The sequence below is a fragment of the Promicromonospora soli genome, assembly GCF_014653785.1.
GTDB classification, from domain to species: Bacteria; Actinomycetota; Actinomycetes; order Actinomycetales; family Cellulomonadaceae; genus Promicromonospora; species Promicromonospora soli.
In genome coordinates this window covers 236020-251169 of sequence record NZ_BNAS01000006.1, presented here as the reverse complement: position 1 = coordinate 251169, position 15150 = coordinate 236020, and the positions used below count along the sequence as shown (strand labels likewise).

The following is a 15150-nucleotide window of genomic DNA, read 5'->3' as shown; positions in this document are numbered from 1 at the left end:
CTCAGCCGATGTCCCCTGTCCGGGGCCGCGACCTCGTCAGATGCTGGAGTAGGCCACGACTCCCCGGAGGACCGCGTCCTGCGCCTTGCGCGCGGTCGTGCGCAGCTTGTCCGACGGCGCGGCGCCGCCGAGCTGGTCCAGCACGTCGATGACCTGCTTGCACCAGCGCACGAAGTCGCCCGCGGCGAGGTCGGAGCCGCGCAGCACGCTGTCCAGCCCCTTGCCGGACGCCCACCGGTACATAGCGCCGACCAAGCCCATGTCGAGCGGTCCGGTGGCCTCGATGCCGTGCGCCTCCTCGAGGTCGTCCACCTCGGACCACACGCGCTGCGTGTCGTCCAGGATGCCCGCGAGGCGGCCGGTGGGTCCACCGGGGATGTACGGGTCGGGGGCGTCGTCTCGCCGCCCCTGGTACACGACGGTGGAGACGACGGCGGCCAGGCCGGCCGGGTCGAGGCCGTCCCACACCCCGCGGCGGAGGCATTCGGCCAGCAGCAGGTCGTTCTCGGCGTAGAGGCGGCGCAGCCAGCGGCCGTCGTCGGTCACCCGGATCCGGCCGGCGCTGCCCCGGCTTGCGCCGCCCTGCCCGTTTCCGGCCCCGGTGTGCTGCAGGTAGCCGAGGGTGAGCAGCACGTCGAGCGTGCGGTCGAACGTGCGGGCGATGGAGCCGGTGCGTCCCTCGACGCGGCGCACGAGCTGGTCGTGCTCCCGCTTGAGCTTGTTCCAGCGCTCGGCCCAGCGGGCGTGGTCGTCGCGCTCGGGGCAGGCGTGGCACGGGTGGGCCTTGAGGGCCTTGCGCAGGCGGGCGAGCTCGTTGTCCGTGGAGGCGTCGCCGCGGCGCCCGGGCAGGGCTCCGCCGCGTGCGGCCCTGCTGGCCGGGCTGTCCGCAGGGCTGCTGGTCGAGTGGGCGGAGGGGACGTCGTCGGCCAGGGCGCCCAGTGCGTTGCGCATGGTCGAGACCATGTCGCGGCGTGCGTCGGGCTTGCGAGGGTTGAACGCCTTGGGGATCTTGACGCTCGTGACGGTCTCGAGGCCGGCGGGCGCGTCGGCCAGGGTCAGCTTCTTGACCTGGCGTTCCTGGGTCAGCACGGTCGGGCGCGGCCCGTCGAACCCGCCGGGCTCGCCGGGGTCGAGCACGAGGACGTACCCGCGCCGCCGGCCGGAAGGCACCTCGACGATGTCGCCGCGGCGCAGCTGTTCCAGGGATGCCACGACCTCGGCCCGCCGGGCGCCGGACGCTACGCGCGACAGCTCGCGCTCGCGGTCCTTGATGGCGCGGCGCAGGTCCATGTACTCGCCGAAGTCGCCGACGTCGCAGGACATGGCCTTGGCGTACCCGTCGAGGGCTTCGGCGTGGGCCTGGGCCTGCTTGGCCAGGCCGACGACGCCGCGGTCGGCCTGGAACTGCGCGAACGAGGTCTCCAGGACTTCGCGTGCGCGGTCGCGGCCGACCTGGGCCACGAGGTTGACGGCCATGTTGTAGGTGGGCCGGAAGCTGGACTTGAGGGGGTACAGGCGCTTGGACGCGAGGCCGGCGAGGGCCACGGGGTCCAGCGCGGGGTGGTCGACGACGACGGCGTGGCCCTCGATGTCGATGCCCCGGCGTCCGGCGCGGCCGGTGAGCTGGGTGAACTCACCGGGCGTGACCGGGACGTGGCTGGCGCCGTCCCACTTGACGAGCTTGTCCAGGACGACGGACCGGGCGGGCATGTTGATGCCGAGCGCGAGGGTCTCGGTGGCGAACACGACCTTGACCAGGCCGCGCGAGAACAGGTCCTCGACGGTCTCCTTGAACACGGGCAGCATGCCGGCGTGGTGGGCGGCGACGCCGCGGGCCAGGGCCTGCGACCAGGACCAGTAGCCGAGCACGTCGAGGTCCTCGGGCGGGATGGCGGCGGTGCGCTCCTCCACGACGGCGCGGATGGTCGCCTCCTCCTGCGGGCTGGTCAGGCGCAGCCCGGCCTTGAGGCACTGGTCGACGGCGGCCTCGCAGCCCGCGCGGGAGAACACGAAGTAGATCGCGGGCAGCAGGTCGTCCGCGCCCAGGGCGTCGATGACGATGAACCGGGGCGGGGTGCGCCGGTTCGGCCCGATGCCGCCCTGCCCGCCGTCACTGTTCCGACGCCCGTTGCCTCCGCGGTACCCGCGGTCGCCCCGTCCGCGGCCGCGGCCTCGTCCGCCACCTGAGCCGCCACGGTCGCCGGGCCGGTTGCCGCTGCGCCCGGACCGGAAGGCCGCGGACAGGTCGGGGTTGATGGGCGGGCTGGTGCCGGGGTCGGTCGGGTCGACGTGCCCGGCGTACAGGTCCAGGAGGCTCGGCTTGCCGCGCGGTTCGGGCGACGACATGAGGACGTGCTGCCACAGGGGCACGGGCCGGCGCTCGGAGACGACGACGGCGGTGTCGCCGCGCACCATCTCGAGCCAGTCGCCGAACTCCTCGGCGTTGGACACGGTGGCGCTCAGGGAGACGAGCTGCACGTCGTCGGAGAGGTGGATGATGACCTCTTCCCAGACGGGTCCGCGGAAGCGGTCGGCGAGGTAGTGCACCTCGTCCATGACCACGTAGGCGAGCCCGTCCAGGGTGGACGACCCGGCGTACAGCATGTTGCGCAGCACCTCGGTGGTCATGACCACCACCGGCGCGTCGCCGTTGATCGTGGTGTCCCCGGTGAGCAGGCCGACGTTCTCGAGGCCGTGGCGGCGCGCGAGGTCGGAGTACTTCTGGTTGGACAGGGCCTTGATGGGCGTCGTGTAGAACGCCTTGCGGCCGCCGGCGAGGGCCAGGTGGACGGCGAACTCGCCCACGACGGTCTTTCCCGCCCCGGTGGGGGCCGCGACCAGCACGCCGCGGCCCTGTTCGAGGGCCTCGCAGGCCTGGACCTGGAAGTCGTCGAGCTCGAACCCGATGACCTCCCGGAAGAGGGTCAGCTCGGGGTGCTCGGCCGCTGAACGGCTCTGTGACCGGAAGGCCGTGTACCGCTCGGCGGGGCTCAGGTCGCTCATGGGCACAGCCTACGGTCACTCTCCGACACCCCGAACGTCACATGACCGTGCCCAGCCTGCGCTCATGGCTGGCCGGGCACGGTTCCTCGACGGCCGAGGCCGCGGGGCGGGACGAGCTGTCAGATCTCTGCTTCAGCGAGCCGCTTCTCGACGCTCCGGTCGTGCAGGACCGACACCCCGACGGCGCCGAAGTAGAGCACGCAGATCGGCAGCGCCACGAGGATCATCGTCAGGGCGTCCGGCGTCGGCGTGATGACCGCGGCGAAGGTGAACGCGACGAGGATGGCCCACCGCCAGCCACCCAGCAGCGCCTTGCCCGACAGCAGGCCGGCGAAGTTCAGGCCGACGAGCAGCACCGGGGACAGGAACGCCAGCCCGAACGCGATGAGCAGCCGCATCACGAGGGACAGGTACTCCTGGGCGTTGGTGAACGCCGTCGCATCGTCCGGCAGGAACCCCGACAAGATCTCGATCGCGTGCGGGAACACGAGCCAGGCCATGTACGCACCGCCGAGGAACAGCGGGAACGCGGCGCCGACGAACCCGTACGCGTACTTCTTCTCGTTCGAGTTGAGGCCCGGCGTGATGAACGCCCACACCTGGTACAGCCACCAGGGGCAGGTCAGGAACACGGCCAGGAACAGGGACGACTTGATCTTCAGGTCCAGCGCCGCCATCGGCCCGGCGAAGTTCAGGGTCATCTCGTTGCCCCGCATCTCCTCCGCCACCACGAGCGGACGCTGGAGCAGCACCAGCAACGGGTCGTAGAGCAACCATCCGGCGATGGCGCCGACGACCAGGCCGAGCGCTATCAGGACGAATCTCTTGCGCAGCTCGAGCAGGTGCTCCAGCAGAGGCATACGGCCGTCGGACGACCGCCTCGTACGTGCCACCGGTCAGGCCTTGGGGGCGTCGCCGCCCTTGTCCGTGGGTGAGCTCGCCGACGAGCTCGTCGCCGATCCCGTGGTGGAGCCGGCAGCGGTGCCGGTCGGCGCGTTCGTCACGCCGTCGGCGGCGTCGCCGTCGGCGGGCTTGTCGTCGCGCATGTCCTTGATCTCCTTCTTGAAGATCTTCATCGACTGGCCCACGCTCTTGGCCAGCCCCGGCAGGCGGGTGGACCCGAAGAGCAGCAGGACGACGACGAGCAGAACGATCCAGTGCCAGGGCTGCATGGCGCCTGTCATGGTGACTCCTTACGGTGCGGCTGATTCGCGTAGTGCGGATATGCCCGATCCTACGCGGACCCAGGGGGCACAAAGGTAGCCCCTCGATGGACGGCAGGTAGCGCAGGGTCAGTCGTTGAAATGCTTCCACTTCTGCCACGTCGCCACGTTCCTCGCCCGGCGCACTTCCTTGCGCCCCGCACGGGCCACCCGGTGCGCGTTGACGCGCTGGTAGTGGATCGTGACGTCGTCGAACAGGCTCGGTCCGGCGTGCTGCGTGCTTGCCACCTCACGAGCCCGGTCGGACAGCTCCTGCATCCGGTCGCTCGACTCGCCGATCCGGCGGGAAGCCCGGCCCAGCTCCTGCATCAGTCCCTTTGCCGACCGCCAGAGATAGCGGGCAATGAAGAACGCTCCGACAAGGCTGCCCACGATCAGCAGGGTCCACACCCAGAACCACATGGTCGCCAAGCCTAGTGCGGATTCCGTGATGTGGCTTCGTCTCGGTCTGCCACGACGACGCCGTAGACCGCCAGCGCCTCGGTGGCGGCGCCCGCGACGTCGTCGGCGAGGGCCTTCGGGGAGACCGAACGAACGAACGGGGCGAGCCGGATCAGGGAGCTGCGCAGCCAGCCCGGGTTGGTGACGCGCAGGGTGACCTCGAAGTCGCCGTCGGGCAGGTTGCGTACCGACTCGACCGGGACCTCCTCGGCGAACCACCGCGCTCGCGGCGCGAACCGGATGGTCGCCAGCGGTGAGGAACCGCCCGCGAAGAGGGCGGCGAAATCAATCTCGGCCGAGGGCTCCCCCACGCCGGGGTGGGCCTGCACCGGCACGTCCGTCTCGATGGCCTCCAGGATGCGGTCCACCCGGAAGGTGCGCGACGCCGCGGCCCGGTAGCACCAGGCCGCGAGGTAGGCGAACTCGTCCTGGGTGTGCAGCCGCACGGGGTCCACGTCCCGCTCGCTGACGACGTCCGACGACGTCACGTACCGGATCCGCAGCCGGTGGCGCGCGGTCAGGGCCGACGAGATCGCCGCGACGACCTGCCGGTCACCGCCGGGCGCGAGCCGCACGTCCACGGCGTTCGCGGCCTCGCCGGTGGCGGCGGTGAGCTTGCCCAGGGCGGACTCGACGACGGCGGACCGTGCGGGGTCGGCCTGGACGGCGTCGGTCGCCCGCATGGCGCGCAGGGCCGCGACCAGTGCTATCGCCTCGCGGGTGCCGAGCCGGAGGGGCCGGGTCATGCCGCGCGCCTCGGTGAGGTGCACGACGCCGCGGTCGATGGACGCGGCGTCGAAGTCGATGAGGTCGTCGGGCCAGTACCCGGGGGTGCCCGAGACCCAGAGCGCGTCGACGTCCTTCTGGATCTGTGCGGGTGTGGTCCCGAACCGGTCCGCGAGGTCGGCTACGGACACCGGGCCGGCGCCGTCCAGGTAGGCGACGATGCCGAGCAGGCGCAGGAGCCGGTCGTCGGCGCGCTCAGCCACGGGAGCCCCCCAGTGCCGCCGCGGCGGTGAGCCGGCGCAGGGTCTCCTCCCGGACGGGTTCGGGTTCGAGCACGACGAGCGCGGCGCCGTACCCGGCGGCCTCGGACGCCATGCCGGTCAGGGACTGGTACGGCACCTGCAGGATGTCCCACCCGGCGGAGTCCCCCGCGGAGAAACTGGCCTCGGCCAGGCGTTCGGCGTAGACCTGGCGCTCGCCGTCGGGCACGGCCTTGGCGCGGGCGCGCAGGGCACCCGCCCGCTCCGGGCGGACGGCGACCACTGCCTGCCTGACCTCGCCGTGCGCCTTGCCGAGCATGGCGTCGGTCTCGAACTCGGGGATGTCGTAGGCGCCGGCCGGGCCGACCACCCTCACGCGGGACTCGATGCGCGACACGCGGAACACGCGGGGCGCCTGCCTGTCGCGGTCGAAGCACATGAGGTACCAGCCGCCGTCGCGCGCCGCGATGCGCCACGGCTCGACGTGCCGGGTCCGCACCACGCCGTCGTACGCGGCGCGGTAGCTGAACGACACCGCGCGGCGTGCCTCGATAGCTTCCATCAGGGGCCCGTAGGCGTCGCCGACGGCGCGCACGGACGGCGCGAGACCGGCCAGGGCGTCGGCGGACGGGTCCCCGGCGCCCGCCGCGCGGAGCTTGACCATGGCGCGGTTGATATCGGTCTGCAGCGTCTTGTCCTGCCAGAACTGGGCCGCCAGGGACAGCACGCCGAGCTCGGCCGGGGTGAGGTCGATGGGCGGCAGCGCGTAGGCGTCCTGGTCGATCCGGTAGCCGAGCTCGTCGGTGTGCCCACCGGTCCCGACCGTCACCACGGGGATGCCCAGGGCGCGCAGCATGTCCTTGTCCCGCTCGAACATCCGCTCGAACGCGTCGTCGCTGGGCGCGTCGGAGTATCCCGCGACGGCGGAGCGCACCTGCTGCTTGGTCATGGCCGCGTTCGTGTTCACGAGCGCGATGACGAGGTTCAGGAGCCGCTCGGCGGGATTCAGGCTGGGGGGCAGGTCACTGGGCACCAGGACAACGGTAGCGTTCGGTAGCCTCCATCGTGTGATGACGTGGCGGATCGGGACCGTGATTTCCACAGGCAAGTCGTGGCGGGGTGCGCTCGAGCTGGAGGTGGCCCTGGACCGGCCGCTGCCCGGCCGGGCGGCCGGGCCGGTGACCGTCCGCGCGCTGGCGTACACGGACCTGGTCGGCGAGCCCGTCCCGGGCGACGCCCTGCTGCTCAACGTGTCCGCCCTCGCGCGCGGGCTCGGCACCGGCGGGTACGCGCTCGTCGTCGGCCCGGCCGCCGGCACCACGCACCTGCCGCCGGACCCCGTCCCGGGGCCGGGCCACCTCGTCAAGGCGCGGTACACGCCCCTGCAGACCATGGTGCTCGGCGTCGACGAGCAGGAGTCGCCCCACCACGCCACCCTGGCCGACGCCGACAGCCTGGACGGCATGCCCGTCGTCGTCGCGGACCTGCACTCCGCGCTGCCCGCCGTGGTCGCGGGTCTGCGGCACGCCGCCGCCCAGGCAGGCACGACCGGGGCCGGGGGCCTCAAGGTCGCGTACGTCATGACCGACGGCGGCGCCCTGCCCGCCGCTTTCTCCCGCACCATCGCCGCCCTGCGCGACGCCGACTGGCTCACCACCTGCGTCACCGTCGGCCAGGCCTTCGGCGGCGACCTGGAAGCAGTCACCGTGCACACCGGCCTCCTGGCGGCCCGGCACGTCGCCGGGTGCGACGTCGCCGTCGTCGCCCAGGGGCCCGGCAACCTCGGCACCGGCACCCGGTGGGGCTACTCCGGCGTCGCCGCCGGGGAGGCCGTCAACGCCGCCGCCGCCCTCGGCGGCCGGCCCGTCGCGTCCCTGCGCGTGTCCGGGGCAGACCCCCGCGACCGCCACCTCGGCGTCTCCCACCACTCGCTGACCGCGTACGGCCGCGTCGCCCTGACCCCGGCCGACATCCCCGTCCCGGTCCCCACCGCCGACGTCGAGAACATGCCCGCCTGGGGCGTCCCGCTCACCCGCCGCATCCGCGAGCAGGCGGCGACGCTCGGGTCCGGCACCGGGTCCGGCACAGCCCGGCACACCCTCGTCGACGTCCCGGCCGACGCCGCCCTCGTCGACACCCTGCGCACCTCCCCCGCCGGCCTGCGCACCATGGGCCGCGGCCTCGACGGCGACCCCGCGTCCTTCGTCGCGGCCGCCGTCGCGGGGATCCACGCCCACCACCTCACCGGCGACACCACGCGATCCACATGAAAGCCACAACCCGCCTGGCCATCACCTGCGTGCTCGTCACCATCGTGGTCCTCGGCGCCGCCACCGCCACACCCTGGACCATCAGCCCGCCCGAGCTGCCCGAGCCGGAGTTCGTCGTGCCCCTCGCGAGCCCGCCCCCCGTGTCGAGCAGCCCCACTCCACCACCCGAGGAACAGCAGCCCGCACAGTTCGACACCCGCTGGGCCGTCCTGGTCGCCGCCACCCTCCTCGCGCTCCTCGTCGCCTCCCTCATCACGATCGCGGTCCGCAGACTCCTCGAAGTCCGCCGCGAACGCATCAGCACCACCCCCGACAACCTCGCAGCCGGCACAGCGGCGAGCACCACCAGTGACGACGTCGACCTCCCCGAGCTGCAGGACGCCGTCACCCGCGCCCTGGCCCACCTCGACGGACACGCCCGCCCCCGCGACGCCGTCGTCGCCGCCTGGGTAGCCCTCGAAGAAGCCGCCGCCCGCGCCGGCACCCGCCGCGACCCCGCCCAGACCCCCACCGAGTTCGCCGGCACCGTCCTGGACGCCACCCCCGCACCACCAGCCGCCGTCGCCCGGCTACGCACCCTCTACCAGCGGGCCCGCTTTACCGACCGGCCCATCGACGCCGACGCCGTCGCCCAGGCCCGCACGGCGCTCGCGGACATCGCACGCAGCCTGGACGTCCCGGACCCCGGCCCCCTGATCGACGCCACAGGCGATCCGACCGGACGGCGCCCCAGATGAACTGGCGGCGCGTCACCACCGTCACGATCCTCGCCGGCCTCACCGCCGCCGGGCTCGTGTTCTGGCAGATCCTCAACCCCTGGCACGCGACAGCCGCGGCAGCCCTGGCCATCGCGATGAGCATCCTGTGGTCCGGCACCGACGCCACCATCGACGACCCCGAATGGCCCCACCGCGCCTCCGCCACCCGAGCAGGTGGCCGACATGACGTCTCCGACCTCGGCTGGGCCGCGTTCAGCCGCGACGGACGCGTCACCGACCGGGTAGTACGCCGCATCCGGGCGCTCGCAGCGGACCGGCTCCGCGCGCACGGCGTCGACCCGACTGATCCCGCCGCCCAGCCCGACGCCGAACGCCTGCTCGGCGCCCGCGTGCTGAGGCAGCTCCTGTCCTACGAACCCCCGACAGCGCGCACCGTGCAGATCTGGCTCGACGCGATCGAACGCCTAGGCCCCGCACCCACGAGCACGCACGCGCCGCCGCCCGCCACCGAGGAGAACCGTGCCTGACCAGAACACCCCCGGCCCCCTGCCCGTCACCGACGTCGCGGCACTGGGCGAACAGGTCCTCACCGAGATCGGCACCGCCGTCGTCGGCATGCGCGACGCCCTCCAGGTAGCCCTCGCCACCATCCTCGCCGGCGGACACGTCCTCTTCGAAGACGTCCCCGGCCTTGGGAAGACACTCGCCGCCCGCTCCCTCGCCACCGCCCTCGGCCTCGACTTCGCCCGCCTGCAGTGCACCCCCGACCTGCTCCCCGCCGACATCACCGGCTCCTCCGTGTTCGACCCCGCCACCCGCACCTTCGAGTTCCGCCCCGGCCCCGTCTTCACCGGCCTCTTCCTCGCCGACGAGATCAACCGCACCGCCCCCAAGACCCAGTCCGCACTCCTGGAAGCCATGGCCGAACGCCAGGTCTCCATCGAGGGAACCAGCCGCCCCCTGCCCAACCCCTTCCACGTCCTGGCCACCTCCAACCCCGTCGAGTACGAGGGCACCTACCCCCTGCCCGAAGCCCAGCTCGACCGGTTCATGGTCCGCCTCGCCGTCGGCTACCCCGACGCCACCCAGGAAGCAGAAGTCCTCACCCGCCGCCTCGCCCGCAGACAAGAAGCAGCCCCCGTACGCCAGATCGTCGACCCCGCCACCGTCCTCGCCATGCAGGCCGGGACGGAAGCCGTCCCCGTCGACCCCGACGTCGTCCGCTACTGCGTCGACCTCACCGCCGCGACCCGCGGCCACCACGCCCTCGAAGTCGGCGCGTCCCCCCGCGGATCACAGAACCTCGTGCTCCTCGCCCGCGCCATCGCCGTCCTCGACGGCCGCGACTACGTACTCCCAGAAGACGTCAAACGCGTCGCCGTCCCCGTCCTCGCCCACCGCATCACCCTCACCCCAACCGCATGGGCATCCGCCACCCGCCCCGAGACCGTCGTCACCGACCTCCTGCACACCGTGCCCACCCCCGCCACGGTCCGCACCCCATGACCATCGGCGGCATCATCGTCACCGGTGGACGAACCTCCCAGGGCAAACCAGCCGACGACCGCCACGGCTGGCGCCTCACCTCCACGCACACCGCCGCCGTCGCCACCGGCATCCTCCTGCTCGCCACCGGCGTACTGGCCGGCCGCGCCGACCTCGCCCTCATCGGCGTCCCCGGCCTCCTCGCCGCCGCCTGGGCCCACGCCAGCCGCCCCCACGCACCGCTGCACGGAACCCTCCACGAACCTGAGAACCCCGCCACCGCAGGCGAGCTCACCGCCACCCTCCACCTCACCGCCTCCGGAAACCCCAGCACGGACACCGCCGACATCGCCCACCTCCGCATCGGCGCCCCCGGCCACCGCAGCACCCAGGTGGCGCTCGCGGTGCGACCGGGTGCTGGCACCACGGGCAGCGCAGGCAGCGCAGGCAGCGCAGGAGATGACAGCCCCGCGGCGCGTCGCGTCCCGCTCCGCCTGTCCTCCGTACGCACCGGGCCGCAGGAGACGTTCGTCATCGACCTGCGTGCGTCCCGGCACGGTGCCTGGGAGCAGGAACCGGTCGAGGTCGGCGCCACCCGCCGCCTGGTCCTGCCGGCCGCGGCCCCGCTGGGCCGGCTACCGCTCCCGCGGCGCCTGCGCGGCCTGACCGGCCCCCACTCGTCACGCCGGCTGGGCGACGGCGCCGAGCTGCGCGACATCCACCCGTTCACCCCCGGAGACCGGCTGCGGCGGATCGACTGGCGCACCACGGCACGCCGGTCGCCCGAGCTCGACACGCTGTACGTGCGCCGGACCTACGCCACCGCCGAGGCGACGGCGGTGCTCGTCGTCGACTCCCGCGACGAGGTCGGACCCGACATCCGGACCTGGCGCGGCTACGGCACGCTCCGCGTCGACGAGCCCACGTCGCTCGACCTGGCCCGGCACGCCGCCGCCTCCGTGGCCCATGCGCTCGTCGAGGCGGGCGACCGGGTAGGCCTGGAAGACCTGGCCCGCCGACGGCGTCCGCTCCTGCCCGCGGCAGGACGCCGGCACCTGCGCCGCGTGGTGCACGCCCTGGCCCTGGCCCAACCCAGGGATCGCGCCTCCGTGCACCGGGTCCGCCCGCCGCAGGTACCGGCCGACGCGATCGTCTACCTGTTCACCACCGTGCTCGACGACGATCCGCTGCACCTGGTGCGCACCTGGCGCGCCAACGGCCATCCCGTCGTGGTGATCGACACCCTGCCGGACGTGCACCCCGTCGTCGAGAACCACCTCTGGATCGCGTGGCGCATAGCGCGACTGGAGCGCGAGGACCGGCTCGCCGCCCTGGAACGCGAGGGAGTGCCCGTGGTGCGCTGGGCCGCCTCGGAACGCGAGCGGGCCGCCGTGCGGTTCGAGGCCCTGGCCCGCGCCGCGCAGCGTCACGTACCCGGGCGCGTACCGGGGACGGCCGCCCCGTGACCCGCCCCGTGACGACTAGCGCCTGGGCCGACCGTGCCTGGACCCGCCTCCGGCTCCACCTGTCCGACCCCGCCAGACGGTCCCTGCCCGAGGTGACCATCGAGACCGCGCCCACAGTCCGCGGCTGGGTGTTCCGCGCCGCGCTCCTGGCCCTCGTACCGCTCCTCGTGCTCACCGCCGCCTTCCGCACGCCCGGCCTCGAACCCGCGCTCGTCTGGACCCTCGTCGCCCTGTGCACCGGCCTCCTCGTGGTGCACCCCACCCCCACGACCGCAGGCGGCGCCATCGCGCTGTCCGGTGTGCTCCTGTGGGGCTTCACCGCCGAGCCGTTCGACCCGTGGTCGCTCGTCGTGGCCCTCCTGGGCTACCTCGTCGCCCGCACCGCCTGGTGGGCGGCACACGTCCCGTTCCGCGGGCGCGCCGAGGTGGCCGTGCTGACGGTCGGCTGGCGGCGCGACGCCGTCGTCCTGGGCGGGACCGGGATCCTCGGCGGGCTCGCCATGCTCGCCTCCGGAGCAACCCTGCGGGGCGCCGTCCTGCTCGCCGCACTCGCGGTGGCAGGGCTCGCACTCGTCGCGTTGGCGACCGGTGGCACCGCGCGTGACGATGGTCGGGACTGACCGCCGGCTGAACAGGAGAGCCCGCCATGTCCCCGAAGCTGCCCCGCTACACCGTCCCGTCCCTCACGCCCGAGCAGGGAGCGGAGGTCGCCGAGATCCTCCAGGAACGGCTGCACGCGCTGAACGAGCTGCACCTCACCCTCAAGCACGTGCACTGGAACGTGGTGGGGCCGCACTTCATCGGCGTCCACGAGATGCTCGACCCGCAGGTCGAGGCCGTCCGCGCCATGGTCGACGAGATCGCCGAACGCATAGCGACCCTCGGCGCCGTGCCCATCGGCACGCCCGGCGCCCTCGTCGCGGCCCGGAAATGGGAAGACTACGAGCTGGGCCGAGCCCAGGCGATCGAGCACCTGGCCGCCCTGGACGGCATCTACGACTCCATCATCACGTTCCACCGCAAGGCCGCAGAGGACACCGAGAGTGTCGACCCTGTCACGAACGACCTGCTCATCGGTCACCTGCACGACCTGGAGCTGTTCCACTGGTTCGTCCGCGCCCACCTGGAGTCTTCGTCCGGGGCGATCACTGAGTGACGCCCCCGGCCTCCTCGTCCGTGATCAGCTGATACGCGCCGTCGGCGTCATGCACCTCCCGGCGCGTTCCGGCGCGTTATCGTTCCGGGGTGACCGAGCCATTCATCCGCCCGTACCGCGCCGCCGACCGCGCCGACGTCGCCGACATCTGCGTCCGCACCGCCGCGGCCGGGGGCGACGCGCGCGGCGTGTACTCGTCCGATCTGCTCATGCCCGACGTCTACGTGCTGCCCTACGTGGAGCACTCCCCCGACCTCGCCTGGGTCGTCGAGCACGAGGGTCGCGCCACGGGGTACATCGTCGCCGTCGCCGACACCCAGGCCTTCGTCGAGTGGTGGGCACGCGAGTGGACGCCGGGCTTCGTCGCCCGCCATCCCGCGCCCGGCCCGGCCACCGGGCGCAACCCCGGCTACACCGAGGCCCAGCTGCTGCACGCCGGCGCCGACCCCGAGCGGATGGTCCGCGGCCTGCGCCACGGCGAGCTCACGACGTACCCCGCCCACCTCCACATCGACCTGCTGCCCGTGCTGCAGCGCCGCGGTATGGGCTCGCGCCTGATCGACACGCTCCGGGCAGCCCTCGCGGAGCGGGGTGTGCCGGGCGTGCACCTCGGCTACAGCGCCGAGAACACCGCGGCCCGGGCGTTCTACGACCGGTACGGGTTCAAGGAGCTGCCGTCGTCGACGCCGCAGGCGCCGCTGCTGGGCATCTCGTCCTCCTGACCCGCCACGCCGCGCTCAGCCGCCGCCGGGCCTCACTCGCTCAGCGAAGCCTCCACCCACGCCCGCCGCACCTGCTCGAACCGCGTGGGCAGCGGCGGGCGCAGCGCGCCGTAGCGGGCGTTGGTCCGGTGCACGAACCGGCGCCACGACAGCACCAGTCCCTGCCGGGTGATCGGCAGGCCGGACGCGACGGTGGTCCCGTTGTCGTGCGTGTGGTGCACCGTGAGCAGCAGCGCCCTCGGCACGGAGCCCTCGAGCTCGGCCGCTAGCTCCTCACGCACCACCATCCAGTGCTTCAGCAGGACCACGAGGTCGGCCGGCAGCAGGTGCCGCCGCGGCGTGCGGTGCTTGCCGTGCCGCACCAGCACGGTCCCCTCGGCCGCCCGGGCGCGCGCCGGCCCGAGGTCGATGTCCTCGACGCGGACGCGCAGCAGGTCCCCGTACCGGGCGCCGGTCGCCCGCACCAGCCCCGTGATCACGGCCAGCCGCGCCGTCTCCGGCTTCGCTCCCGGCCGCATCGCCTCCGTGGACAGCTCGCGCCATACCCACTCGGCCTCTTCGAGGGACACCGGCGGGCGCGGGTACCGGCCGAGCTCCCCGCTCCGTGCTTGTGGTGACGTGGCATCGGCACTGGTCATGAGTGTGAATATACGCTTGGCACACTATTAATCAAGGGGAAACACCGGCCTTGGTCAACGAGTTGGTTTCCCAGACAGGCGGATCTCCGAGGGGGAGGCCCGGCGATCAGGGCCTCCCCCTGAAAGTGGATCGGGACAGGTCGGGGACTAGATGCCCGACCCGCCGCCGGACGTGTTGGTCCACCAGGCGTGGTACTCGTTCAGCGAGTACCTCTTCTGCTGACCGCTGGTGGAGGTGATCTCGATGCCGAACTGCATCGTGTCGAAGGTGGTGTTGCGCAGGCGGCCATTGTCCGCGGCCCATCGCCACACCGCCAGGGCGTTCACGTAGCCCCTGTCGTTCTCGTTGGCGGGGATGAACTGCAGGACGTTCCAGCCCGGGTCGGCCTGCCAGACCGACGCGTAGAGGACGCCGTCGATCGTCACGTTGCTCGCGATCTGGTTGCCCCAGCCGCCGGCCGGGCCCGGGTGCCAGCTGGTGAAGATCATGATCTCGTCCTGGTTGCCGGTGGACCAGAGGTCCGCCGTCCAGTTCCACCAGTCCTCGCCGGAGGCGGGGGCCGACGAGGTGTCGTACGTGAACCCCGCGTTCGCCATCTGTGACAGCGGGGTTCGCGGCCTGACCGAGGTGTTCGGGTACGACTTGATGCCGCCGCCGGACTGGGTCGAATCGACGTACCACGAGTTCATGCTGTTGACAGTGAGGCACTGCGAGGTGTTGCCCTGGTTGCCCCAGACGTTGTTGTAGATCGTCCAGTCACCCTGGGTGTACTCCCCGAACGTGTTGCACGAGTTGTAGACCGCGGCCTGCGCCGGAGACGCGAGGCCCAGAAACACGGCGATCGTGAGAACTACCAGGCCAGGTCGACCGACGGCCGACCTGCGGTTGACCAGTTTCATCTGATCTTTCCTTCCCTGTGCGCCAGTGCACAGATCGTGAAATGGGCTCCAGACCGGTGCCCGAGCGCGTAATCCGCGCAATACGGACAGACTCCCCTGCCGTGGGAGCGCTGTCAAGATTTCACCCTCGACTCAAAATGG

At 72.5% G+C, this 15150-nt stretch carries 16 protein-coding genes; 8 read left to right on the top strand and 8 right to left on the bottom strand.

From position 1 onward, the window contains the following. Nucleotides 1–36: 36 nt before the first annotated feature. From IE250_RS19355 to IE250_RS19330, 6 genes are all read right to left on the bottom strand, one after another. Nucleotides 37–3003, bottom strand: a complete 2967-nt coding sequence (locus IE250_RS19355; protein WP_189670932.1) for a DEAD/DEAH box helicase — start codon at nucleotides 3001–3003, stop codon at nucleotides 37–39. A gap of 119 nt (nucleotides 3004–3122) precedes the next feature. Then, the gene (gene tatC / locus IE250_RS19350; protein ID WP_308434171.1) at nucleotides 3123–3896 is read right to left on the bottom strand and encodes a twin-arginine translocase subunit TatC; all 774 of its coding nucleotides are present in this window, start codon (nucleotides 3894–3896) and stop codon (nucleotides 3123–3125) included. 3 nt (nucleotides 3897–3899) lie between these two features. Continuing rightward, nucleotides 3900–4187: a Sec-independent protein translocase subunit TatA gene (tatA, locus tag IE250_RS19345; protein ID WP_189670931.1), complete on the bottom strand. Its 288-nt coding sequence runs from the start codon at nucleotides 4185–4187 to the stop codon at nucleotides 3900–3902. 108 nt (nucleotides 4188–4295) lie between these two features. After that, the gene (locus tag IE250_RS19340; RefSeq protein WP_189670930.1) at nucleotides 4296–4628 is read right to left on the bottom strand and encodes a hypothetical protein; all 333 of its coding nucleotides are present in this window, start codon (nucleotides 4626–4628) and stop codon (nucleotides 4296–4298) included. Nucleotides 4629–4639: 11 nt separating this feature from the next. After that, entirely contained in the window at nucleotides 4640–5656 is a 1017-nt protein-coding gene (locus tag IE250_RS19335; RefSeq protein WP_189670929.1) for a helix-turn-helix transcriptional regulator, read from the bottom strand. Continuing rightward, a complete protein-coding gene (locus IE250_RS19330; protein WP_229872597.1) occupies nucleotides 5649–6686 on the bottom strand; it encodes a helix-turn-helix transcriptional regulator in 1038 nt (345 codons plus the stop codon). Before IE250_RS19330 ends, IE250_RS19335 begins: the two co-directional genes overlap by 8 nt. A gap of 34 nt (nucleotides 6687–6720) precedes the next feature. Between IE250_RS19330 and IE250_RS19325 the strand changes: the two genes are divergently transcribed. The 8 genes from IE250_RS19325 (at nucleotide 6721) to IE250_RS19290 (ending at nucleotide 13471) form a co-directional block, all read left to right on the top strand. Beyond that, complete coding sequence (locus IE250_RS19325; RefSeq protein ID WP_189670928.1) at nucleotides 6721–7923, top strand: DUF3866 family protein; 1203 nt, start codon at nucleotides 6721–6723, stop codon at nucleotides 7921–7923. Further along, nucleotides 7920–8660, top strand: coding sequence for a DUF4129 domain-containing protein (locus IE250_RS19320; RefSeq protein WP_189670927.1), 741 nt, complete (start codon nucleotides 7920–7922; stop codon nucleotides 8658–8660). Before IE250_RS19325 ends, IE250_RS19320 begins: the two co-directional genes overlap by 4 nt. After that, nucleotides 8657–9169, top strand: a complete 513-nt coding sequence (locus IE250_RS19315; protein WP_189670926.1) for a hypothetical protein — start codon at nucleotides 8657–8659, stop codon at nucleotides 9167–9169. The genes IE250_RS19320 and IE250_RS19315 overlap by 4 nt, the downstream gene beginning before the upstream one ends. Further along, on the top strand, nucleotides 9162–10148 hold the full coding sequence (locus IE250_RS19310) for an AAA family ATPase (protein WP_189670925.1): 987 nt from the start codon (nucleotides 9162–9164) through the stop codon (nucleotides 10146–10148). The genes IE250_RS19315 and IE250_RS19310 overlap by 8 nt, the downstream gene beginning before the upstream one ends. Continuing rightward, nucleotides 10145–11593 carry a DUF58 domain-containing protein gene (locus tag IE250_RS19305; RefSeq protein WP_189670924.1) on the top strand — a complete coding sequence of 483 codons (1449 nt, stop codon included), beginning with the start codon at nucleotides 10145–10147 and terminating at the stop codon, nucleotides 11591–11593. Before IE250_RS19310 ends, IE250_RS19305 begins: the two co-directional genes overlap by 4 nt. Beyond that, nucleotides 11590–12213, top strand: a complete 624-nt coding sequence (locus tag IE250_RS19300; protein WP_189670923.1) for a hypothetical protein — start codon at nucleotides 11590–11592, stop codon at nucleotides 12211–12213. Before IE250_RS19305 ends, IE250_RS19300 begins: the two co-directional genes overlap by 4 nt. A gap of 26 nt (nucleotides 12214–12239) precedes the next feature. Further along, the gene (locus IE250_RS19295; protein WP_189670922.1) at nucleotides 12240–12749 is read left to right on the top strand and encodes a Dps family protein; all 510 of its coding nucleotides are present in this window, start codon (nucleotides 12240–12242) and stop codon (nucleotides 12747–12749) included. 89 nt (nucleotides 12750–12838) lie between these two features. Then, complete coding sequence (locus tag IE250_RS19290) at nucleotides 12839–13471, top strand: GNAT family N-acetyltransferase (RefSeq protein WP_229872596.1); 633 nt, start codon at nucleotides 12839–12841, stop codon at nucleotides 13469–13471. Between the two features lie 32 nt (nucleotides 13472–13503). Here IE250_RS19290 and IE250_RS19285 read toward each other — a convergent pair whose 3' ends face one another. Together IE250_RS19285 and IE250_RS19280 are read right to left on the bottom strand one after the other, a co-directional pair. Continuing rightward, nucleotides 13504–14109 carry a tyrosine-type recombinase/integrase gene (locus tag IE250_RS19285; RefSeq protein WP_229872595.1) on the bottom strand — a complete coding sequence of 202 codons (606 nt, stop codon included), beginning with the start codon at nucleotides 14107–14109 and terminating at the stop codon, nucleotides 13504–13506. A gap of 147 nt (nucleotides 14110–14256) precedes the next feature. Beyond that, complete coding sequence (locus IE250_RS19280) at nucleotides 14257–15009, bottom strand: glycoside hydrolase family 12 protein (RefSeq protein ID WP_189670921.1); 753 nt, start codon at nucleotides 15007–15009, stop codon at nucleotides 14257–14259. Nucleotides 15010–15150: the final 141 nt, after the last annotated feature.

What these genes read in the sequence shown, in the direction of transcription:
- IE250_RS19355 (WP_189670932.1), bottom strand. Translation starts at nt 3,003, where the DNA reads ATGAGCGACCTGAGCCCCGCCGAGCGGTACACGGCCTTCCGGTCACAG.
- IE250_RS19295 (WP_189670922.1), top strand. Translation starts at nt 12,240, where the DNA reads ATGTCCCCGAAGCTGCCCCGCTACACCGTCCCGTCCCTCACGCCCGAG.
- IE250_RS19315 (WP_189670926.1), top strand. Translation starts at nt 8,657, where the DNA reads ATGAACTGGCGGCGCGTCACCACCGTCACGATCCTCGCCGGCCTCACC.
- IE250_RS19320 (WP_189670927.1), top strand. Translation starts at nt 7,920, where the DNA reads ATGAAAGCCACAACCCGCCTGGCCATCACCTGCGTGCTCGTCACCATC.
- IE250_RS19280 (WP_189670921.1), bottom strand. Translation starts at nt 15,009, where the DNA reads ATGAAACTGGTCAACCGCAGGTCGGCCGTCGGTCGACCTGGCCTGGTA.
- tatA (WP_189670931.1), bottom strand. Translation starts at nt 4,187, where the DNA reads ATGACAGGCGCCATGCAGCCCTGGCACTGGATCGTTCTGCTCGTCGTC.
- IE250_RS19340 (WP_189670930.1), bottom strand. Translation starts at nt 4,628, where the DNA reads ATGTGGTTCTGGGTGTGGACCCTGCTGATCGTGGGCAGCCTTGTCGGA.
- IE250_RS19305 (WP_189670924.1), top strand. Translation starts at nt 10,145, where the DNA reads ATGACCATCGGCGGCATCATCGTCACCGGTGGACGAACCTCCCAGGGC.
- IE250_RS19285 (WP_229872595.1), bottom strand. Translation starts at nt 14,109, where the DNA reads ATGACCAGTGCCGATGCCACGTCACCACAAGCACGGAGCGGGGAGCTC.